We start from the raw sequence: 21,119 nt of genomic DNA, 5'->3' as shown, positions 1-21,119 counted from the left end.
CCTTGTATTAAACGCCAGAGTAAGGCACAACGGGTAACGCTAAGCCATGACCAATGACTAAATAGGTCACTAGGCTGGCAATGCCTAACGCAATCAAATACACCACCATCACTTTGGCAAGTTTTAGCAGACCTACACGATTGCTAAAAATGCCCCACTTGATGACAACACGGTACAAGCCAAACATGGCGTGAATGACCACTGCAGGTAATAACACCAGATACAATAACCAGGCGTTGTCGTGGTACACTCGCTCGGCCGATAAGTGCGGCCCAATATCTGGTGTAGCGATAAGCGTAAAGAGGTGTACAGGCACTAAAAAGAACAAGATGAACCCGGTTAGCATCTGCCAAAACCAGATTTTGGTGTCTTGATGAGGAATAACATTCATCTGCTCACGCAGCTTGAACCATTGCTTGATTTGCGTGGGGAAGCGTCTCAAGGCAAATAAGGCATGCAGCATCACAATCAACAGCATGAATACAGAGAACACCTGAGTCAGAATAGGAAATCCATGACCCGATTCGCTAAATATACCACCTTCCAAAAATTGAACTACTGTATAAAACGCTTGTTTACCTAGCATAATGCTAGACTCAAAATGCAGGTGCACAATAATAAATAGTCCGAGTAGTAACCCAGTGATACTTTGCGCCCTGTCTGCTCTTGCAGCCCACACCGGATGTGAAAACATTCCGTTATATAAGGGTGCAAATTGATTGTGCTTATGCCTCACTTCCATAGCTGCATGCTCAACGTGTTTGAATTTTAGGGGGTAAGAGCATAACAATTCAGCATACTTAATTAGGGCAGCCTTAGTTAAAGCGTGATCAACTTCACCAGTGCAACTTAGACAACAAGACATGGATCACAGACAAATCTGCTTTGGTTTAACCAATTACCCATGAAAATCCGCATCTTATCGCTTATTATTCACCCAAAATGAATATATATGCTACAGAACACTTAACATGCAGTTCACACTTTATATACTCAGTGAAGTGTCTTGCTCTTCTAGGTTTATGACTGGGCTAGCTTACAGTTATTCGAAAGCTTTATCGCTTTAAGGCGCATATCGTTTTTAGGCGCTAAGCCAAAATGGCGCTATAATGCCGCCTTTATCGCAAAACCTTAGTTGCAAAACCTAAATTGCTAACGCTAATCACTAGTAGGAAAAACCATGGCCTGGATCCAACTTCGCATTCACACCCACAGAGATCACGCTGACATGCTTGGCGACTTACTAATGGACCAAGGCTCGGTCGCAATCACTTATGAAGACGGGCAAGATGAGCCTATCTTTGAGCCTAAGCTTGGCGAAACCCCACTGTGGCAAGACACTGTTGTCATCGCGCTATTTGATGCGGGCACAGATTTAGCGCCAACGATTGAGTTTTTAGAATCTATGCCGTTTTTAGGTAAAGACTTCGAGCACAAGGTTGAACAAGTCGAAGACAAAGACTGGGTTCGCGAATGGATGGACAGCTTCCACCCAATTCAGTTTGGTGAACGTTTATGGATTTGCCCAAGCTGGCGAGAAATCCCTGATGAAAACGCAGTCAACGTTATTCTCGATCCAGGTCTTGCTTTTGGTACAGGCACTCACCCAACTACCGCACTGTGTTTAGAGTGGTTAGATAGTGTTGATTTAAGCCAACAAGAAGTCATCGATTTTGGTTGTGGCTCGGGTATTCTGGCTATTGCGGCAATTAAATTAGGCGCTAAAAAAGTCACAGGGGTTGATATCGACCATCAGGCGATTGAAGCCTCTAAAGCAAATGCTGAGCGCAACGATGTTGTCGACCAACTTGCGCTATATCTTCCAGAAGATCAGCCAGAGAACTTACAAGCAGATGTATTAGTTGCCAATATTCTTGCGGGCCCGCTAAAAGATTTAGCGCCGCTTATTGCCGAAAAAGTTAAACCTGGTGGACTGCTGGCACTATCAGGTTTATTGAGAGAACAAGCAGACGAAGTATCAGAGTTCTATAGCCAATGGTTTGAGATGGAGCCAGCCACTCACAAAGATGACTGGAGCCGACTCAACGGTGTGCGTAAAGCATAATAATTAGTTAGCTAAGTCCAGAGTAAAACAAAGGGCACATTCCGTGCCCTTTATGATCCTCACGCCTTTCAACTTATCAGCCATTACTCTTTAATTTTGCTGCCGCATACCTGTTACTCACTAATTTGAGTGACTCAACAAAAAATAACGCCGGTTTGCTTGTTCTGCGACTTCAATATGCTACCTCACTTAGTAAACTAACCGTTTAGCGTTCCATCCAACAGCTTGGCGCCTAGGTATAAAAGATTAAATTTTGACCAAGCACGCAAATTTCAACTTTGGTGAATAAAAAGTTTTGCTGGTGATTTGGGCGATTTGAGTAACAAATTCAACAAAAAATTCACTCTGCAACGCCCGCCAGCCCTCAAAAGCCAACATATTTCACAAATTGCTCGTCTAATTTCGTCCTCAGTTAAAAGTCAAGCAAAAAAGTTTAATTTAGGTCATTTATTAACCTTTTCAAGCTGGATAAAAACGGATAATATAGCGCCCCTTTGACGAGCAAGGTGAGCTTCACAATGCAAATTGGCCCTTATCAATTGAGCAATCAGTTGATCGTGGCACCAATGGCAGGTGTCACCGATCAAGCCTTTCGAAACCTCTGTTTACGCTATGGTGCAGCCTTAGCAGTATCAGAAATGCTTTCATCTAATCCTGATGTTTGGGATACAGATAAAAGCCGCCAGCGCATGATGCATTCTGGTGAAGAAGGTATTCGCTCAGTTCAAATCGCGGGTGCAGATCCTGAGTTAATGGCTAACGCCGCTCAATTAAACGTTGAGCAAGGCGCGCACATTATTGATATCAACATGGGCTGTCCTGCTAAGAAAGTGAATAAAAAGCTTGCTGGTTCTGCATTGATGCAAAGTCCAGAGCTAGTAAAAGACATTTTACAAGCTGTGGTCGCTGCAGTTGATGTACCAGTAACCTTGAAGATTCGCACCGGGTGGGATCCAGAAAACCGTAATGGTCTTCAAATAGCCCAGATTGCCCAAGATTGTGGCATTCAGTCACTGGCAGTTCACGGTCGAACGCGCAAGTGCATGTACAAAGGCCATGCCGAGTACGACACAATCAAAGCAATAAAACAGAATATCTCGATTCCAGTTGTTGCCAACGGTGATATCGACACCCCAGAGAAAGCCAAATATGTGCTGGATTATACGGGTGCTGATGCCGTCATGATTGGAAGAGGTGCTCAAGGAAGGCCCTGGATTTTTAGAGAAATCCAGCACTACTTGGAAACAGGTAACCATTTGTCGCCAATCGAGATGCAAGAGCAGCGCACTGTGATGCTTGAACATCTGGATAAATTATACGACTTGTATGGCGAATTTAAGGGTGTCCGTTTTGCTAGAAAGCACATCGGATGGTACCTAAATAATGAAGATCAGCGCCAAATTCGCGCCGAGTTTAATCGGTTAGAAGATGCCGCTGCGCAACGTTCTCTTATAGAACGTTATTTTGATGAATTAGTTTAGAAAATAAAGAGCAGAATAGAATGTTTGATCAGACTACTAACACAGAAGTTCACCAACTTACCGTAGGTAAAATCGAAACCGCAAACGGTACTATCAAACCACAATTATTACGTGACGCAGTTAAGCGTGCAGTTACCAACTTCTTCTCTCAATTAGACGGTCAGGAAGCTTCTGAAGTTTACGAAATGGTTTTATGCGAAGTTGAAGCACCATTACTAGACATCATCATGCAGCACACTCGCGGTAACCAAACTCGCGCAGCGAACATGCTAGGTATCAACCGTGGTACTCTACGCAAAAAGCTAAAGAAATACGGCATGAACTAAGAAGCAATTCTTAGCTTGCAGAAAACGGGCTTGTCAGCAATGACAAGCCCGTTTTTGTTAGCATTATTGTCATTATACGATAGCGCACACTGGTAACAGTTAGCGGAACAAGAGCTTTCGTACAAAGACAAAAGTTAAAACTAAAACAACCCTGACAAATCCCGAGTCGCTATCACGCCAATAGCATCTTGCTCTAACGCGGCGACGCGCTCTGCTTCAGTTAATATACCGGTAAATGGGGTTCTGCGTCTTAATTTGCGCATCTTAGGTGAATCTTCTGTTAGTGCGTTAATGAACACTTCACTTTGGTCGATTAACTCCAGCGTGGATACCCAAGTAATATAATGGCTATAACCTAGCTTACCCTCTTCACGTTGCGCTTCTAAACGCGCCTTTACCTGCTCTGCTAGCTCAGGCTGTTGCAACAGTTTATGCGCAATAGCACGGTGAATAACAATAATTTGCCTATCGATATTCTCATCTTTAATGCTGGTCTTTTTTATGCTGTAAGGCCGATTGCGGCGACTGCTCTTTTGCCTGTTATACATGTCTGCTGTACTCCTACTATCGCAAGCGCTGCTAATGATAAGTGCTGATGGCTAATAATAAGTGCTAATGGATAATGATAAATACTAATGAAAGTCGCGCGATTTCGTTTTTAGAGATTGCAACTCATGGGTCAAATCAATCAACTTACCCGCAATAACATGCACCACCTCGCCTTCGCGCTCTAATATTCCTTTTACTTTAAGGATTTTTGCGGTCATATACGGCTGTTTCTGCGCGCGCGATGTTGCTGACCACACCACTACATTAATGTTCCCCGTGTCATCTTCAAGGGTCATAAAGGTAATCCCGCCCGCCGTGCCCGGCGCTTGCTTACCCGTGACCAAACCCACTATGGTCACCAGTGATTTATGCGGCTTCGTTTTAAGCTCGCTCATACGGGTAAACTTATCCAATAACCCAGCTTGTTCCATTAACAAAATGGGGTGTTTATTGAGAGTTAACCCAGTGGCGGCGTAGTCTTCATTAAGGGTATCAAACTCACTTGGGCCAAAATCAAACTCATCTTGATTGCTGATTTGTGTAAACAGCGGCATTTCATCTTCGCTATCCATCAATTGCCAGCGCGTTTGATAACGATTGCCGGATATACCATGAAAAGCATCAGCGCTAGCAAGCTGTGCAATGGCATCACGTTTAATACCCAGCTTTTTGATATCACTTGCGTATTGATAGCCTTGTGCTGGGCGATATTCAACTAGGCATTGTGCCGCCTGCTTTGAAAAGCCATTAATAATGCGAAAGCCCAAACGCATGGCTTTATCGCCTTGATAATCCACCACTTGATGCTCATATAAGGAAGCATTTACACACACAGGAAGTATCTGAATATTATGGCGCTTAGCATCTTGTACAAGTTGGGATGCCGAGTAAAACCCCATGGGCAGACTATTGAGCAAAGAGGTGTAAAACACCTCAGGATAATAATATTTAAGCCAGGACGACACGTAAGCTAGCACAGCAAATGAGGCTGAATGGCTTTCGGGAAAACCATATTCACCAAAGCCAAGTATTTGATCAAACAAACGATTGGCAAACTCAGGTGAGTAACCCCGCTCGCGCATGCCGTCAATCAACTTGGTTTTAAACTGCATTAATTTGCCGTTTTTCTTCCAGCTAGCCATGGCGCGGCGTAGTTGATCAGCCTCACCACCACTAAACCCTGCTGCCACCATTGCCAGCTTGATCACCTGCTCTTGAAATATCGGTACTCCCATAGTGCGCGCCAACACGGCTTTGACCTCAGTTGTCGGGTATTCAATAGGCTCAATGCCGTCACGTCGCTTTAAAAACGGGTGCACCATGTCCCCTTGAATTGGGCCGGGGCGGACAATGGCAATTTGAATCACTAAGTCATAATAGTTAGCAGGCTTTAACCTTGGCAGCATGCTCATTTGTGCCCGCGACTCAATTTGAAACACGCCTACGGTATCGGCTTGCTGGATCATCCGGTACACGTTGGCATCATCTTGCATCCGGGTAATCCCCGCAATGGACAGTTCTCGCTGATAGTGCTGCTTAACTAGCTGAAAGCACTTACGAATAGCACTCAACATGCCCAGCGCTAACACATCGACCTTAAGCAAGCCTAGCGTTTCTAAATCATCCTTATCCCATTGGATCACAGTGCGGTCTTGCATGCTGGCATTTTCAACTGGCACTAACTCATACAAGGGGCCAGCCGAAATCACAAAGCCGCCCACATGTTGAGATAAATGGCGCGGAAAACCGCGAACTTCATTCACCAATTGAATAAACAGCTTTCCCTTAGTCGACTCAGGGTTAAGCCCTAACTCGGACACCTGGGTTTGCCAGTCAAGGGAGCTGTCTCGGCGGTTAATGTTTTTAATAAAAAACTCAAGCTGAGTCAGACTAATACCTAGCGCTTTACCCACTTCACGAATAGCGCTTTTAAGGCGATAGCTGATCACGGTTGCAGCCAGTGCTGTGCGCTCGCGGCCATATTTTTGATAAATATATTGAATCACTTCTTCACGTCGCTCATGCTCAAAGTCGACATCAATATCTGGCGGCTCGTCGCGCTCTTTACTAATAAAGCGCTCAAACAATACATCAATCTGCCTTGGGTCAACCGAGGTGATCTCTAGGCAGTAACACACCACAGAATTCGCCGCTGAGCCGCGCCCTTGATACAAAATGCCCTGACTCTTGGCAAACATCACCACATCATGAATAGTCAAAAAGTAAAACGGATAATCCAGCTCTTCAATTAGCTTGAGCTCTTTATCTATGGTGGCTTGTATATCGGCATCGACCCCTTCAGGAAAGCGCAGTGCAATGCCTTTCGCCACTAACTCTTTAAGATGCTCAATGGCGCTTGCTCCTTGCGGAACTAACTCTGCTGGGTACTCGTAACGCAGCTCAGTGAGCTTAAACTCACACAATCTGGCAATGTCGCAAGACTCAGCCAACCACTGCGGCTTAAACAGTTTGGATATTTTAGAAATAGAGCGCAGCGCCCGCTCTGCATTAGGCAAGCGAGTATGGGCAAGCTCGCTAACACTGCAACTGGCCTTAATTGCCGCGAGTGTGTGCTGCAGTGGTAAGCGACTGGCATTATGAAATAGCACGCCGCCACAGGCAGTAACTGGTAACGCTAGCTCTTTAGCTAAACTCAGACTGTGCTCGGTATAGCTTTGGTCATTATTAAGTAAACGCCGCTGCAGCCCAAGCCATAAGCGACCATCATGATACTTAGCAAGCCATTGTCCCCATTCAAGATCGGCCTTTTTGCCAGTGGGCAGCCATAACACCAAACAGTGCTTCAACGACATCAAATCCCACTTTTGTAGGTCGTAACTGCCCTTGTCACTGCGTCGCCTGGCATTGGTGATCACCCGACACAGCTCGCCATAGGCCTGACGATTAGGGCACAGCAGCACCACTTGTAAGTCGTTATCAAGCCACAACATGCTGCCGACAATTAACTCAATATCTAGTTGATGCTCTTTAATTGCACTGTACGCCCGCACGACACCCGCAACCGAGCATTCATCGGTTATGGCGAGTGCTTGATAGCCTAAAAAGTGTGCCTGGATCACTAACTCCTCAGGGTGAGAAGCCCCTCGTAAAAAAGAAAAGTTAGTCTGACAAAACAGCTCGGCATAGTGCGCTAAAGGAGAAGTGGGATAGTGCATTAGCTAAAAACTCCATGCACAAACCACTGTTTATCTGCATTACGAAATAACCACAGCCAGCGACCAGAATCACTGCGGCCAATAAAGTAATCTCTCACAGCTTGCTGGCTATCCCACCAGCCGGTGACAATTCGCTCAGGATAAGGCTGTAAGGTCACATGTTCATTGAGCGCAACAGGCGTTGCCAACATAACGCTGGGGCGTAGGGGAATATCACCATTTAACTCATTCGATACCGTAAAAGGTGGGCATAGCTGATTTGCCAGCTCAGGGCGATGGTCTTGACCTATGCTAAGTCCTTGCACTCTATCTTCGCCTAATTTAGCAGTTAAAATCGATACTAACTCAGTGGCGCTAAGGCTGCCTTGAGAGCCTTGAAATAAATCATTACGCTCAGCGTATTGATTCACCACCCGACTTGCCTTAACGCTAACGCCAATCACAGGCGCGGCTAGATCAACCGACTCCAGGCACAAATTAGTTAGCTGCCACCACTTACTGGCTTTGTACTCACCTTGCGCCGCAGCTACTGTTAATTGCAGATCATCTTTATCACGCTGATGCAGAGTAATTAATAACTCACAAGCTAGCTTGTCCCTTAGTTTTAAATAGGTTTCGAGTCGCTTATAAAGCTTGGTGATGGGCTTTTCTAGAAACTGTAAATTCGACACTTCATAATAAAGCTCAAGATATTGCTCAAAAGCCTCGGCAGGAATGTAAAACTCAACCTTGTGCTCAACCGTGCCTGTAAGCCGAGTAATATAATTAACCACATTAAGATTAAAACGCTTGGATAAATCAGCCAGCGGTAAGCGCAACAAGTCACTAAATTGCTGCACTCCAACCTTTTGCAAACTGGTAATGGCTTTAGGCTCAAGATCGGACTCAATCAAGGCGCATTTAGCTACCTGAGCGTTAAGCCAGTCTTTATTGTCACTGACCTGATTAATCCCCTTTCGCGCCAACATACGTGCGCCATAAGGCGATAAACCAGTGCAGTAGTGAAACTCCACCGCAAAGTGCTTTAAATGGCTCTGCAACTTTTGCCAGTACTGACCTAAGTCTTTATACAAGGTCAGCATATTACTGACTTTAACTAGCAAACCATTTGGTGGATAAAGGGCAATATCGGCCGTTACCAAATACAGCCAACGGGCGATTTGCTTAAGCGTTTTAGCTTCGGTGGCTTCATCATAAGGTAAGACTTGTAAACTAGTGCATAAGGATGCCGCGCTACCTAAACCCATACCCAGCTGTATGCCCTCTTGCTTAGCCGCGCTCGTTAACTGCACCACCTCATTTTGTCTGCCATCAACAATGATCAACGGCAGCTCGCAATCATGATACAAGGTGTCGCGCTGCAAAGAAGGAAAGTGAAGATACAACCACAAAGCCATAATACTCTCGCAATACTAACCAGTTTGCACTTGCGGAAATGGGATTAAATTATCTGGCAGTGCTTGCTGAGTTAAGCTTGGCCAGCGATCAACCATATTGATGTGAAATGCCTCAGACGGCCAACCGCACTTACGCTTATTAATTTTTACCGTCACGCCCTTAGCATGGGTTTGTAAAGATAGGCTTAAATCAAAAGGTAGCGATAACGACTCAGCCTTACCCTCACGTAGAATAAACTGCCGGCAATTACCGGTCTCACTTGCCACCTGCAAACGCTTAACATGATGAATTTCAAGCGCTTGATAACTCCACATCAACACGCTATGGCAAGCACCACTTCGCAAACACTGCTCCGCAGTCCACAGTGCCTGCTGCTGATCTTTTGGATAGATGGTCAGCACCTTATCTAGCTCAATACCTTGAGCCGCAAGCGCCTGCGCCGAAATCAGCCCTTGAGGAGCAATAAACACAATTAACCGTTGCTGCACTTTTGCCTCAACCAAAACAGGCATAAGCAAACGCAGCTCGCCAACACCTGACTCACTCTGAATTTCAGTCACACCTGTCGTATGAAAACCACCAGCCAAATGCTCATCTAGCTCAGTAAACCCAGTCGTTGTTGCCTTAGGAGCAACCTGAGCTGAGCCCTGCCACACAAGGTGCTGATGTTGAAGTAGCTCAATTAAATTAGTCATCACAAATACCTGTATATTTATACAGTATAACTAATAATGAGCTATTTGCTAAATAAATATCTTTTCTATAAAAGGATGCCCTTATAGCAACTCTTTAAGCAAAGTTTTATCTGCAAACCATAGATGAAGTTATTCAGGGGAAAACATCTAGGGTATTAAAACCTTATGACGAACGTGGCTTTGTGTTAGCCAGATCTGAAGCACACTAAAAGTTATAGGCAAAGCCTAATTGATGATAACCACCGACTGAAGTAGATGGTTTAGGGGTCAAAACAAAAAAGGTGCCGAGGCACCTTTTATTTGTAACGCTAACTTTAGTCATAACATTGATTTTGGTTATGACGCTGACTTATGAAAACTTAACTAAGTAGTTTCTTCGCCGCAGCAACAACAATCGACACCGCACTGGTCTCGGTTTGCTTCATGGTCACTTCATCAGGAATTTCTTGCTGGGTACGGTTTACAATGACACCAGCAACACAAGCTGCGCGCCAACCTTGCGACGCACACATGGTAAATAACGTAGCTGACTCCATCTCATAGTTAAGTACGCCCATGGCTTGCCATTCTTTCATCGACCCTACAAAACGCTGAGTTACGCGACCAGACACTGTGTCATAACGCTCTTGTCCTGGGTAGAAAGTATCTGATGAGGCTGTGATACCAATATGAGGCTCAAGACCAGCATCACGACTCGCTGCAACCATGGCAGTAGTACAGTCAAAGTCTGCTGCAGCAGGGAATTCTAGCGGCGCAAAGTGCAAGCTGGCACCATCAAGGCGCACCGATGCTTGAGTCACAATCACATCACCCACGTTAACATGTGGTTGAATTGCACCTGTTGTGCCTACACGAAGGAAAGTATTAACTCCTAGCTGGGCTAGCTCTTCAACAGCAATCGACGTTGAAGGCCCACCAATACCTGTTGAACACACAACCACAGGCTTACCATCTATGTAAGCTAGGTATGAGGTGTATTCACGGTGGCTGGCAAGAAAAGTGGCATTTTCCATCAGCTCTGCGATGCGTTTAACCCGCTCAGGATCACCCGGCACAATTGCCAAAGTGGCACCATCTAACATGCTTTTTGTTAATCCTAAGTGAAATACATCAGACATGTTGAACCCCTATTATCTTATTTTTGAAACGACCGTTCACGAAACTTTAACTTAGTCTACACCATAAAAAGGTTAACTGGATCACACAAGTTGACTTAGCTAGTTTGAATGTTCGCGATATATCATGACAAGCTAATGACAGTTATAGGCTCAAAAGATAACTATCCCACTCGCATTTTTCACTTGCTAATCATTCACTAAAGGTTTTGTGTACTAAGGCGAACACGAGTAAGTAACACGCCAAATCCATTAACAAAAAACAAACAAAATTTTGATGTAAATCAAGCTAAACCTGACTGGATAAGCATAGTCTGAAGTTAACAGTCTTCGCTTTAACTTTGATCTATAACCTAACAGGAGTTGCCTATGTTTCCAGAGCATCGCGAGCTGATCACTAAACTAAAAACCACTGACGCCCACTTCCTTAAAGTATTCGACGAACACAATCGTCTAGATGAAGAAATCAAAAAGCAAGAGGCTCATGCGAGTAGTGACACTACGCCAGATGTGAAATTACTAAAGTCTAAAAAGTTACACCTTAAAGAAGAGATTTACGCCATCTTGCTGAAGCATCAAAACTAGTGAAAACACAGCGCAAGTTAAAACAAAAAAGGACGCATAAGCGTCCTTTTCTATTCTGAGTAAAATTAAGTTAAGTCAAACTAAGTTGACTAGCACTAAGGCTTCGAAGCCTATTTCAATGCTTGTTTAAGTTCATCAGCGCTTTCAAAAAAGCTAACACTTTTCACTTTGAAGTTATCAAGCTCAATTAAGGTCGCGGCTTTCTCCTCTACAGGTAGACTTGCTGTCACCTCACCTTCTCTATCAAGCCCAAGTACAAAGTCATAATCCTGCATCTTAGGGATAGCCACAAAACGCGCGATTAGCGATGGCATACCGCTAATATCGGCGAAGTAGACTAGCTTGCCACTTGCCGCCACTGGGTTTTCAGTTAACGCCTCTTGCACGACTTCACCGCCAGCCATGTCTTTACTGAACAACAAGTATTGGGTTTGCTCTTCTAGCTGCAAAGGTTTCTCAAATTGATCATTAAGCGCTAACGCAGCTAACTTCTCACCCGCTTCTAATGCAATGGCCTTACCGGCAACGCCGACAAAAAGCGCTAAAGCAACCAAACAATGACTCACAGTTTTCAACATGGCTAACCCTTAATTAATTCGCGAAATTGAGTTTCACTAATTTTACTATTTCCGTAATAAGCAGCAAATGCGGTATTGCTGCTAGACAATAGACCTAAACGCTCAATATAACCTAATTTCAGCCCCATAACAGCGCGCTTAGAATAGAGCTTGAAGCAACTCACAGCAATGATTATTGAGTGCTCGTTTTAAGTCTACATTCATAATAGGTCAGACTTGATCCAACCCAAACCAAAGCTAGGGTAAATACTCAAGCTAGATTTAGATCCTAGCTTTAAAGCTTGCTATCATCACAGGCATATTTTCCGCTTGATTGCGATAAAGGAACATCGAATGGATCAGCCAAGCCTAAACCAAGAAATTCAACAATTACAGAATGCTTACGACTTCATTTTAGAATTTTTGGTGCAATACAGTTTCCAGCTTGTTGGCGCTGTACTTATCTTTCTTATCGGCCTTTGGGTCGCCAACAAAGTTTCCAATCTGGTCACCAACTTGCTGACCAAACACAATATCGATGTCACCTTAACCACCTTCACCTCCAACCTAATTCGCATTGTGATTATTGTAATGGTCGGGGTCATTTGCTTAGGTAAACTGGGCATTAGCGTTACCCCAATGGTGGCAGCGATTGGTGCAGCATCATTAGGTGCAGGTTTAGCACTGCAAGGTATGCTAGCCAACTATGCAGCGGGTATCACTATTATCGTGACTCGCCCTTTTGTCGTGGGCAACACCATTGAAATTAAGGGCGTTGCTGGCGTGGTTAAAGAAATTAAACTCGGGCTGACCATACTGACCAATGAAGAAGGTGAATGTATCAGTATTCCTAACAAGCATATTGTTGGCGAAATTTTACACAACTCATTTGAATACAAGCTGGTTGAAACTAAGCTAAATGTCGAATATCAAGCTGATACCAATCAGGCTATCAGTATTATTGAGCAGCAATTAGCTAATGCAGAGCTAGTAAACCAACAGCAAAAGCCATTGGTTGGTGTAAACGGATTTAATAGCATAGGTATTGAAATTGGCATTCGTTACTGGGTGCCAACGCCGCAGTATTTTGAAGCTAAATACCAAACTAACCTAGCGATTATTAATGCCTTGCAAGCAGCTAACATCACCATTCCTTGTCCGCTCAAATATGTGGCAAATAGCGAAAGTTAGTCGCTCGGGTAAACAGCCTGAGTTCAGGATAAGCAGCTTGAGCTTGTGATAAATAGTGTAGACTGAAGACCATCACTCATTCAGGTCAAGGAGAAGACATGAAGTATGCATTATTAATCTTAGGAGCAGCACTGGCTTTTGCAGGTACCAAATTAGCGATCGCAGACATTAACGATGTTAGCGCCTGGGGCATACTGCTCATTGCCGTTGTCGCACTGATTTGTGCTTTTATCATTCACCTCAAGTCATCTAATAGCAAAGTTAACAGGCGCGGTTCACTAGGAAGTGGCACTGGCACCTATGGGGCAAGTTACACTAGCTATGGTGACGGTAGCTCAGGAGGAGACTGCGGTGGCGGAGGTGGTGGCGACTGCTAACTGCCTGCTGCTAAGTGCCTGCTGCTAACTGCCAAAGAACAACCGTAGTGTTCGGTATTGAGATTCGATTATTGCGTCATATCAAATAAGGCTTGCTGCTTGTTGCAGTAAGCCTTTTAGACCACGAAAGCTTCACACTAGCTGCTCACTGTAAGTCTGCAAACCACCAAATAACGCTGGCATATGCGCAGGTTTAATTTGCCAATGCTGGGCTAGTACGGTTGCCAACCATTGCAGAGAATTTGATGTAGGCATCAAATCACGTCCTTCAAACAACTCGCTTTTGGCAAGCCCTGGCCAATCACCGAGTATCCGGCCGCCTTTTATTGCGCCGCCAGCTAGTAGCATACAAGCTGCACTGCCATGATCGCTGCCGCCGGTGCCGTTTTCTTTAACTGTGCGGCCAAACTCTGTGGCAACGGCTACAACCGTATGTTGCCAACGCTCACCTAACTGAGCCTTAAGAGATGCCAGTCCATCATCTAGTTCTTTGAGTTGTCTTGCTAAACGCCCATGCTGATTATTGTGTGTATCCCAACCACCTAGCTCTAACACGGCGCAGCTTAACTTGTTGTCAGCAAGCAAAAGATTAGCGCAGGCCTTAGTTAGATTGGCAAACTTGGTTCGCTGTTTGCCGGACTGCTGAGCCATAGCATTTTTTTGCAGCTCTAAACCCTTTTGCAAACTCATACTTAATTTGGGTGAATCCTGATACATGTTCATCAACGCACTATAAATATCATCGCCCACGTCTTTTGCGTTTGACGGATACCAGGCATTGACGTCATCACTACCACGTAAACTAATCGGCACGGTTTGATCGATCGCAATGGCTTTACGATGATAGGCAGACATCTGCAAGGTGCGCCCCAACCACCCTGAATGGGTATCTATGGCGTTAGAGTTTACTTTCGATTGCCCGCTTTCTAAAAAATCCTGACCGTCAAAATGTGAGCGACCATGATAACCACTACCTACCGCCACAATCGGCAGCAACTCACTATTTTGATACCAGCTATGCAGCTCAGCTAATGCTGGGTTTAAGCTAAACCCCTTCTCTAACGGCAACCCTGTGCCGAGCTGCTTAGCGAGCTTAGGGCGATGCTTGATATAGTTTTCATCAAACTCAGGAATTACTGTGTGCAAACTATCCAGCGCCCCTCGGAGCATCACCCAGATAAATAATGGCTGCTCAGTTTTGCTATAGCTTGTTGCATTTGCAGAGCTAATGAGTAATTGCGGGCTTTGCATAACCACTAAGCTACCACCAAACAGCTTCAGTAAATCGCGTCTATTCATCGTCATCTCCGCTTACCTTCTCAGTGTTTCAGGGCTCATTAGCAGTAAGGTAATGGCATCAACACGACTTTCAGCACGAGTAATACTGAGATAAGAGCGTTGACTTAACTGCTCATCCCAAACTTGTTCAATAAGCTGTTTTACATCAAGTTTACTCACTTTGGCGGCGAGCATGCGTGACCAGGTAATACGGTCAATCATCACTTTATCGCTTAACCAGTCACCTTCAGTGTCGCCATAACCTGCAGGTGAGCCGGCTTTAAATGGTCTCTGCCCAAGCTGATTTAATAATCCAATCAGATTGCGTGTTTTTGGTAAGGGAGCTGCAGTAACTCGGTGAGCAAAAATCAAATGCTCTCTTGGTGTTATAAATTTAGCCCGCTCACTTTGCCAAGCAAGTGGATGCTCAATTAGCGCTTCAACCACTTGCTTCAAATTACCCTGTGTCTGTTGCCAGCGAGCAACTAAAGCATTAACTAACTCTTGCTCGGGCTCGTCACTAATAAAGTGTTTGGCAAGCTTATAACTAACAAATTTTGCCGTACTTGGGTGTAAGGCAAGGTGCTTCAACATTGCTCTACCCTGAGCCTCACCAGACTGGCCAAAACGTTTACCGACTAATTGCTGGCTGCCAGGCTCATGCCCTGCATCGCGATAGAAAAAACCATTACGACCACTGTGTTTAGACTTATTTGACACGCTCCAACCAGAAATCCCCTTAGCCAGCGCGATAACATCAGTCTGGTTGTAAGGGCCGTCAACGCCAAGAGTATGCAGCTCGAGAATTTCACGAGCGAGATTTTCGTTTAAGCCCTTGCCCTTGCGTTTACCAATTTTTGAATTAACGCCAAATGATTGTTGATTATTGAGGTAAACCAACATTGCGGGGTGATGCACGACCGCATCAAGCATGTCGGCAAAGCTGCCGAACAGATTTGGCGCAATCGCTTCCCGCTCTAGCGTGGGCGCGAGCGCCGTCATCACAGGGCCTTGGGCAGTTACGCTAAAATGATTTGAAAAGAAGTCTAACAATCGCCAGCTCAAGCTATTATCGGATTTAACCGCAGCCTTAAAGCTATCCTGGCAAAAGTCGCGATAAGCCTGTTGCTGCACCTTAGGCGGCTTTTTAGTTTGGTTATTATTTGAAGGTGATGTGGCTGACTCTTTATTTTGTGTCTGTTGTTTCTGAGACTCTTGCTTTTTTGACTCTAGCATTTTCGCTTGCTGACGCTGCTGATAAAGCTTTTGCATTAACTCAGATGCTGATGGCAACACGCGGTTAAATTCAGGCTGCTTTAGCTGCTGTTTTAGAAACCCTTGTGGATTGCTTATCGCTTTAGCAAGCTCGCCAGGCTTAGCGCCATAACCAAAGCGATTAACCGCAATCACCCCATGTACAGACATAACGACTCCTAAAATAAAGGCACCTGAATAAAGATTACGAGACGCCCTTTACATTGTTAGCATTATGTTTAAATTAACCCAGCATCGCCAAGTTTGCAGCGCTTTTACATGGTTTTACATTGGCTGACGTTTCTTGAGACTCAAATGCACTGTATTCATCTCGGCCTCAACCGCATCAAAGACACCGACTGTTTCAACAACATCAACTAGGCTACAGCCCTCGCTGCCACTCTTGCCTTAATGGCACCATGCCATGTAACGCTTGCTCTACCTGACCGAGCAAGGCAGTTTTGTCTTTGCCTAACACACCTTTTAATACTAGATAGTTAGAGGCATGGTCTGAGCGGAATATGGTTTTATCAAGCTCAAGATGACTGAGCAGCAATTGCATCTCTTCTAACAAGCCGCGCTGATCAGGCAGGGTAAACTCGCCATCATAGGCGGCATCCATTTTCACTGTGCCTAACGGCAAGGTAACCACTAAGGTAGATAAGTATTCAGGTTGAGCAGCGTTCATTAGCTGCGCAGAGGCAATAGCATGTTGCTTAGATAATTCTGTGCCGCCTAGCCCCATTAAGATCATCACGGACGACTTCATTCCAGCTTGCTTGATTTTATCTAGCGCCGCCAATGATGAAGTAAAGTCTTCACCTTTTTGAATACGTTTAAGCACTTCATCATCACCGCTTTCACAGCCAACATACATCAGCGACAGCCCCATTTCTCTAAGCTGTATTAATTGCTCAACGGTTTTGTTGGTTAGATTACGCGGCAAGCAATAGCTGCTAATTCGGGTAACACTAGGCAGATGTTTGTTGATTAGCTCACAAATGGCCTTTAGGCGATTAAATGGCAGCGTCATGGCATCGCCATCGGCAAGGAATACCCTAGATATAGGCGCGTCAGATTGCGCGGCAGCGATGATGTCAGCTTCTATCTTATCGAGTTTTTGCGCTCGAAATTGCTTTTGTGGCTGGGTATACATGTCGCAAAAACTGCAGTTATTCCAACTGCAGCCATTAGTGACTTGCAGAATAAGTGACTTCCACTCCGACGGCGGACGGAATACTGGCTCAATGTACTGGATCACAATTTTCCCTTTGCTGTTAACTGGCGCGCATACTGATTAAATATATGTGTTATTTGCATGACAAACTCATACTTTTTGCTTAAAAATACTACACAAGCTAGTAATTATTGCTATATTAGCTGGCGTTAACCTTTAATTAACAACTATAAGAACACAGGTAACAGCTATTATGAACCAAGTCGCTTACCAGTTAAACGAACGTCGCGACACCTCGTTTACAAACGAAGAGTTTTGGGAGTTAACCACGGCAGATCAGAAAGTCGCTCTCTACGATCTGCACCGCTTCGGTTACCGTTTACTATTTGTGCGCCAAACCCGTAAAGGCCCGTTAGCTGTCGTTAAGCAGCAAGAAGATATTGCGGTGATCCATGCTGATGGCGAAGTCGACCTAAGACCAAAAATTACTATCCGCGAGCACTAGGCAGCACTAATGCTGATCGCCACAGGCTACTATGCCGATCAGATACAAAAAATGCGTGAAGCTTAAAGCAACACGCATTTTTATTGGACTCTCACCACAACTAATCACTTTAGAGCGTTAAGCTATAACCTGGTTAAATACCTCAACATGATGTGACTCGACCAATTCAGGCATCACATTGTGGAAATAATCTTGAATGGCATCTTTGGCGCAATGTTTATCAAACGCTTCACGGTCAACAAACTTCTCAACAAAAGCAACCTTGTTATCGTCATCGAGACTGACATTTAGCTCATAACGAATACAACCACTTTCGCGGCGAGTATCAGGAATAAGCGCCGCTAATGCCGCCACTAACTCTTCTCGCTTACCAGCTTTAGCAGTAAACTGTGCAACGCAAACAAGCTGCAACGTATTGATCTTATAGTCCATCCTAGTAAGTCCTTTATTTATAATTTCAGATAATGATCGCAACCTTAATGTATTGAGTTTTAGTCAAAACATCAGCTTAACTTGAGCGCCCTGTACCAGGGCAGTTGTCGCCTTGATAAATCATATCGATATGCGGAATGTCATCTTCTAGGTACATCTCAGATGCCGCCACAAAGCCTAGCTCTTGATAAAAGCTTTCAATCGCATGCTGCGCACCAATTTGAATCCCAGCATCGGGCCAAGCATCTAACGCAATAGCAATTGATTTTTGCATTAAGGGTACACCAAGCTTAGCGCCGCGAAAGTCTTGCGCGACAATGACTCGCCCAATACTGGCCTGCACATAGCTCATACCCGGCGCTAACACGCGGCTATAACAGGCAATTTTACCCAGCTCATTGGTGGCAAATAGGTGCCGAGTTTGGCTGTCTCTGTCTTTATCATCTAACTCTGGATAAGGGCAATTCTGCTCAACCACAAATACATCCACGCGCAGTTTTAACAGGTCATAAAGGTTATCGAGTGATAACTGGTTAAAGGCAAGATTATGCCAGGTTAAGGACATTTACACCCTCCAATGTCATTCCGCTTTTGCGCTGGCGACCATAGTAGTAGCTAACGAAACATTAGCCAAGCATAACGCAAGTAAAAGGTGTACTAAGAGCTGTACCGCAAACAACGTAAAAAAGGGAGCAATCGCTCCCTTTTAGGCTGTTGCTGATTTGAGCCTAATAACCCAAATGCAAATCTGTGTTTGGTTTAGTCACGCTCAAACACATGGAACTTATCAATACCGAAAGACTTACCTTCAGCGTGACAGGTTACACAAGACTCACCAGTAGGCTGTGTGTACCAGTCTGGCGTAACTTCAGCATCAATCTCACCACCGTTTTGCTCCATGTGGTTGATAGCTTGTGCAGAGTCATGACAGGCAACACAGTTAGCCATGATTGGGCTTGCCATCTTGGTATTGTCACCGTTGTGGAAAGCTTTAGCACGGATGTATTGATCAGGAATAGCCTCAAGCTCAATACCATCAGCATGACACGCTACGCAATTTTCAGCTGCCAGCTCAGTTGCAGAGTTTGGCTCGCCAGTAACAGCTGATGAACCTACACCCCAGTGCATTGAGTGAATCATAGGGCCAAAGCCAGGAGCTGAGTTTTTGGCGCTGCGGTCTTGACCATTATTATGACAAGCCACACAGTCTAAACCGCCTTCCGCATAGCTACCGTTTTTATGGTAGTTAGTCTCGTTGTTGTGACAGGTAGTACAACTATCTGCAGTCACAGAATGACGGCGGTCATAGTCCATCACATTACCTAAATCGCTCAAAGAGCTAACAGGTGAATAAGCCGTGAATGACACACCATGCTTTCCATCTTCATCAACCCAGTTACCACCTTTAAAGGTCAAGCGCGAGCTTGCCATAATTTGCGGTGTATTTAGGTCAAGCACAGGGTGACAGAAAGTCTTGGTACCATCACCTTTGTAAGACTCATTGTAAGTGCGTGACTCACGACCCACTAGAGACTCATTATGGTAACCATGGATGTATGTGCTGGCATAGCTTAGGGTGCCATCAGCGTATAGCGCTTCAATATCAAGCAGCTCTTCACCTTTGAATAAGCTAAGATCAGTACAGTACTCACCTTCAATGCTCATGTAGATAGCTGAAAGCTCAGTGGTATGCTCAGCGCGGATAGTAATGCGCTCATCTAAGCCAATATGCTGCGACTTAGCATGGAACTCACGTGCATCAAACTCACCGCTTGCCATCATCGCCATAGCATTGTCTGACACCTCACTTGTGTGACAATCACTACAACCATTGCCAGCAATACTCGTGTTAATCACAGGCTCAGCGTGACAGGTATAACAGTTGGTTGGAGTGAAGTCTTTTTCAAACTTCTGGTGATTAATATGACCTAGCTTTTGCATAGTATTGCGGGCATAACCACCGTGGTCACGCTCAACATTGTTATGGCATACCAAACAACCGGCAACTAAATCAGTTTCACCGTCGGCGTTAATGGCTGTATAGCTAGAGTGCTTAATATCAGATGCGTGGAAGTCAACGTGACAGCCCTGACAAGTCTCAGTAGTTGTGGTGTGCACATTCTCAGACTTAGCAACAATGGTATAACGCGATTTAGCAATGGCTTCACTACCACCTACCGCAAGACGAATAATGCCCTCAGTAGCCGCGTTAATGTTTTCCATTGGTGCAATAAACTCATACCGACCAGTCTCAATCTCAGTCAAGCTAGCGCCTGCTGTCGATTCACTAGCATTACCACCAGCACGCTCACCTTCAAAGTCATCGCGGCTGCGGGCAATACCCTTTTCAGTCAGCTCAGCTATTTCAACATTGGCTTTTTGCAGACCAGAAACGAGCTTGTCATCTTCGTTAGTGACTTCAAATTCAAATGTCGCCATACCCTCATCAAGGCTATGGGAAATCATGTTAATACTGGTTTCTAACGAGGTGCCAGACGATGGTGGCGGAGGCGTAATACCATCCTTACCGTCTTCCCCGCTACAGCCAACAATTGCCATTGCCGAAGCTATGACAAATGCGACTTTGCACTTGTTAAACTCTCTCATCGTTTCATCCTCTTATTACTACTTAGTGAGTATCTCCCGCGAATAAGTCTAAATAAGCAAAGGGGATGGATTTGCGAGCAAAATCACGTGAAAACAGCCATATAACAAACTGTTATCAGCTTTCTATGGGAATAATGAGACAGGTTGCAAACTAGCAAGATTAATTGAGACTTAAGGCTGCAGCGAGGAATAATATGTATATAAATTTCAATAGCTTATTTGGTTAAAATAATATTAAGATTAAACTTAACTTAAAAATCCACCCCAAAAGCCAGTTTTACCATTAGTTAACTTGATGAGCATCAATTGACTAACAAAAATTGAGCAGTTCAGTAATGCGCCTTAAACAAA

Annotated in this window: 20 protein-coding genes; 7 read left to right on the top strand and 13 right to left on the bottom strand. The window is 44.7% G+C overall.

Annotated elements, in window-relative coordinates; all coding sequences use genetic code 11:
- Positions 1 to 7 precede the first annotated feature (7 nt).
- Positions 8 to 694: a fumarate reductase cytochrome b subunit gene (locus G3R49_RS11870; RefSeq protein WP_165399018.1), complete on the bottom strand. Its 687-nt coding sequence runs from the start codon at positions 692 to 694 to the stop codon at positions 8 to 10.
- A gap of 486 nt (positions 695 to 1,180) precedes the next feature.
- On the opposite strand from G3R49_RS11870, the gene prmA reads away from it, so the two are divergent.
- From prmA to fis, 3 genes are all read left to right on the top strand, one after another.
- Complete coding sequence (gene prmA, locus G3R49_RS11865) at positions 1,181 to 2,065, top strand: 50S ribosomal protein L11 methyltransferase (RefSeq protein WP_167869808.1); 885 nt, start codon at positions 1,181 to 1,183, stop codon at positions 2,063 to 2,065.
- Between the two features lie 518 nt (positions 2,066 to 2,583).
- Positions 2,584 to 3,546 (top strand): tRNA dihydrouridine synthase DusB, encoded by a 963-nt coding sequence (gene dusB / locus G3R49_RS11860; RefSeq protein WP_167869807.1) that lies wholly within the window; start codon positions 2,584 to 2,586, stop codon positions 3,544 to 3,546.
- Between the two features lie 20 nt (positions 3,547 to 3,566).
- Entirely contained in the window at positions 3,567 to 3,872 is a 306-nt protein-coding gene (gene fis / locus G3R49_RS11855; RefSeq protein WP_011635942.1) for a DNA-binding transcriptional regulator Fis, read from the top strand.
- Between the two features lie 140 nt (positions 3,873 to 4,012).
- Here the strand turns inward: fis and G3R49_RS11850 are convergent, their stop codons facing one another.
- The 5 genes from G3R49_RS11850 to udp form a co-directional block, all read right to left on the bottom strand.
- Positions 4,013 to 4,420, bottom strand: coding sequence for a hypothetical protein (locus G3R49_RS11850; protein ID WP_167869806.1), 408 nt, complete (start codon positions 4,418 to 4,420; stop codon positions 4,013 to 4,015).
- Positions 4,421 to 4,504: 84 nt separating this feature from the next.
- On the bottom strand, positions 4,505 to 7,597 hold the full coding sequence (locus G3R49_RS11845) for an error-prone DNA polymerase (protein WP_167869805.1): 3,093 nt from the start codon (positions 7,595 to 7,597) through the stop codon (positions 4,505 to 4,507).
- Positions 7,597 to 8,994, bottom strand: coding sequence for a DNA polymerase Y family protein (locus tag G3R49_RS11840; protein ID WP_167869804.1), 1,398 nt, complete (start codon positions 8,992 to 8,994; stop codon positions 7,597 to 7,599). The genes G3R49_RS11845 and G3R49_RS11840 overlap by 1 nt, the downstream gene beginning before the upstream one ends.
- Before the next feature lie 15 nt (positions 8,995 to 9,009).
- Complete coding sequence (imuA, locus tag G3R49_RS11835; RefSeq protein ID WP_167869803.1) at positions 9,010 to 9,690, bottom strand: translesion DNA synthesis-associated protein ImuA; 681 nt, start codon at positions 9,688 to 9,690, stop codon at positions 9,010 to 9,012.
- A 359-nt stretch (positions 9,691 to 10,049) separates the two neighbouring features.
- Positions 10,050 to 10,808: a uridine phosphorylase gene (gene udp, locus G3R49_RS11830; protein ID WP_130600781.1), complete on the bottom strand. Its 759-nt coding sequence runs from the start codon at positions 10,806 to 10,808 to the stop codon at positions 10,050 to 10,052.
- 366 nt (positions 10,809 to 11,174) lie between these two features.
- Here udp and G3R49_RS11825 point away from each other — a divergent pair, with 366 nt between their 5' ends.
- On the top strand, positions 11,175 to 11,390 hold the full coding sequence (locus G3R49_RS11825) for a YdcH family protein (RefSeq protein WP_130600779.1): 216 nt from the start codon (positions 11,175 to 11,177) through the stop codon (positions 11,388 to 11,390).
- Positions 11,391 to 11,500: 110 nt separating this feature from the next.
- On the opposite strand, the gene G3R49_RS11820 is transcribed toward G3R49_RS11825, so the two are convergent.
- Positions 11,501 to 11,968: a hypothetical protein gene (locus G3R49_RS11820; protein WP_130600777.1), complete on the bottom strand. Its 468-nt coding sequence runs from the start codon at positions 11,966 to 11,968 to the stop codon at positions 11,501 to 11,503.
- A gap of 333 nt (positions 11,969 to 12,301) precedes the next feature.
- Between G3R49_RS11820 and G3R49_RS11815 the strand changes: the two genes are divergently transcribed.
- Positions 12,302 to 13,138 carry a mechanosensitive ion channel family protein gene (locus G3R49_RS11815; protein ID WP_130600775.1) on the top strand — a complete coding sequence of 279 codons (837 nt, stop codon included), beginning with the start codon at positions 12,302 to 12,304 and terminating at the stop codon, positions 13,136 to 13,138.
- A 98-nt stretch (positions 13,139 to 13,236) separates the two neighbouring features.
- Positions 13,237 to 13,515 (top strand): hypothetical protein, encoded by a 279-nt coding sequence (locus G3R49_RS11810; protein ID WP_167869802.1) that lies wholly within the window; start codon positions 13,237 to 13,239, stop codon positions 13,513 to 13,515.
- A 132-nt stretch (positions 13,516 to 13,647) separates the two neighbouring features.
- Here the strand turns inward: G3R49_RS11810 and G3R49_RS11805 are convergent, their stop codons facing one another.
- The 3 genes from G3R49_RS11805 to G3R49_RS11795 form a co-directional block, all read right to left on the bottom strand.
- Positions 13,648 to 14,814 carry a DUF1501 domain-containing protein gene (locus G3R49_RS11805; protein ID WP_245335356.1) on the bottom strand — a complete coding sequence of 389 codons (1,167 nt, stop codon included), beginning with the start codon at positions 14,812 to 14,814 and terminating at the stop codon, positions 13,648 to 13,650.
- Between the two features lie 12 nt (positions 14,815 to 14,826).
- Positions 14,827 to 16,218 carry a DUF1800 family protein gene (locus G3R49_RS11800; RefSeq protein ID WP_167869800.1) on the bottom strand — a complete coding sequence of 464 codons (1,392 nt, stop codon included), beginning with the start codon at positions 16,216 to 16,218 and terminating at the stop codon, positions 14,827 to 14,829.
- 211 nt (positions 16,219 to 16,429) lie between these two features.
- Entirely contained in the window at positions 16,430 to 17,311 is an 882-nt protein-coding gene (locus tag G3R49_RS11795) for a radical SAM protein (protein ID WP_167869933.1), read from the bottom strand.
- Positions 17,312 to 17,477: 166 nt separating this feature from the next.
- Here G3R49_RS11795 and G3R49_RS11790 point away from each other — a divergent pair, with 166 nt between their 5' ends.
- A complete protein-coding gene (locus G3R49_RS11790) occupies positions 17,478 to 17,729 on the top strand; it encodes a hypothetical protein (protein ID WP_130600767.1) in 252 nt (83 codons plus the stop codon).
- Between the two features lie 117 nt (positions 17,730 to 17,846).
- Here the strand turns inward: G3R49_RS11790 and G3R49_RS11785 are convergent, their stop codons facing one another.
- The 3 genes from G3R49_RS11785 to G3R49_RS11775 all read right to left on the bottom strand — a co-directional run bounded on the left by G3R49_RS11785 (position 17,847) and on the right by G3R49_RS11775 (position 20,768).
- Positions 17,847 to 18,161: a putative quinol monooxygenase gene (locus tag G3R49_RS11785; protein ID WP_167869799.1), complete on the bottom strand. Its 315-nt coding sequence runs from the start codon at positions 18,159 to 18,161 to the stop codon at positions 17,847 to 17,849.
- Between the two features lie 76 nt (positions 18,162 to 18,237).
- On the bottom strand, positions 18,238 to 18,726 hold the full coding sequence (locus G3R49_RS11780) for a GNAT family N-acetyltransferase (protein ID WP_167869798.1): 489 nt from the start codon (positions 18,724 to 18,726) through the stop codon (positions 18,238 to 18,240).
- A gap of 194 nt (positions 18,727 to 18,920) precedes the next feature.
- The gene (locus G3R49_RS11775) at positions 18,921 to 20,768 is read right to left on the bottom strand and encodes a hypothetical protein (protein WP_167869797.1); all 1,848 of its coding nucleotides are present in this window, start codon (positions 20,766 to 20,768) and stop codon (positions 18,921 to 18,923) included.
- Between the last annotated feature and the right edge of the window lie 351 nt (positions 20,769 to 21,119).

This window comes from Shewanella sp. WXL01, assembly GCF_012263345.1.
GTDB classification, from domain to species: Bacteria; Pseudomonadota; Gammaproteobacteria; order Enterobacterales; family Shewanellaceae; genus Shewanella; species Shewanella maritima.
Note: the sequence above shows the minus strand (reverse complement) of the source record. Positions and strands in the feature narration are given on the sequence as shown.

Coding starts and splice junctions, on each gene's coding strand:
- G3R49_RS11800 (WP_167869800.1), bottom strand. CDS start 16,218: ATGTCTGTACATGGGGTGATTGCGGTTAATCGCTTTGGTTATGGCGCT.
- dusB (WP_167869807.1), top strand. CDS start 2,584: ATGCAAATTGGCCCTTATCAATTGAGCAATCAGTTGATCGTGGCACCA.
- G3R49_RS11820 (WP_130600777.1), bottom strand. CDS start 11,968: ATGTTGAAAACTGTGAGTCATTGTTTGGTTGCTTTAGCGCTTTTTGTC.
- G3R49_RS11850 (WP_167869806.1), bottom strand. CDS start 4,420: ATGTATAACAGGCAAAAGAGCAGTCGCCGCAATCGGCCTTACAGCATA.
- G3R49_RS11805 (WP_245335356.1), bottom strand. CDS start 14,814: ATGAATAGACGCGATTTACTGAAGCTGTTTGGTGGTAGCTTAGTGGTT.
- udp (WP_130600781.1), bottom strand. CDS start 10,808: ATGTCTGATGTATTTCACTTAGGATTAACAAAAAGCATGTTAGATGGT.
- G3R49_RS11810 (WP_167869802.1), top strand. CDS start 13,237: ATGAAGTATGCATTATTAATCTTAGGAGCAGCACTGGCTTTTGCAGGT.
- G3R49_RS11845 (WP_167869805.1), bottom strand. CDS start 7,597: ATGCACTATCCCACTTCTCCTTTAGCGCACTATGCCGAGCTGTTTTGT.
- G3R49_RS11790 (WP_130600767.1), top strand. CDS start 17,478: ATGAACCAAGTCGCTTACCAGTTAAACGAACGTCGCGACACCTCGTTT.
- imuA (WP_167869803.1), bottom strand. CDS start 9,690: ATGACTAATTTAATTGAGCTACTTCAACATCAGCACCTTGTGTGGCAG.
- G3R49_RS11840 (WP_167869804.1), bottom strand. CDS start 8,994: ATGGCTTTGTGGTTGTATCTTCACTTTCCTTCTTTGCAGCGCGACACC.
- G3R49_RS11775 (WP_167869797.1), bottom strand. CDS start 20,768: ATGAGAGAGTTTAACAAGTGCAAAGTCGCATTTGTCATAGCTTCGGCA.
- G3R49_RS11785 (WP_167869799.1), bottom strand. CDS start 18,161: ATGGACTATAAGATCAATACGTTGCAGCTTGTTTGCGTTGCACAGTTT.
- G3R49_RS11825 (WP_130600779.1), top strand. CDS start 11,175: ATGTTTCCAGAGCATCGCGAGCTGATCACTAAACTAAAAACCACTGAC.
- G3R49_RS11815 (WP_130600775.1), top strand. CDS start 12,302: ATGGATCAGCCAAGCCTAAACCAAGAAATTCAACAATTACAGAATGCT.
- G3R49_RS11780 (WP_167869798.1), bottom strand. CDS start 18,726: ATGTCCTTAACCTGGCATAATCTTGCCTTTAACCAGTTATCACTCGAT.
- G3R49_RS11870 (WP_165399018.1), bottom strand. CDS start 694: ATGTTTTCACATCCGGTGTGGGCTGCAAGAGCAGACAGGGCGCAAAGT.
- fis (WP_011635942.1), top strand. CDS start 3,567: ATGTTTGATCAGACTACTAACACAGAAGTTCACCAACTTACCGTAGGT.
- prmA (WP_167869808.1), top strand. CDS start 1,181: ATGGCCTGGATCCAACTTCGCATTCACACCCACAGAGATCACGCTGAC.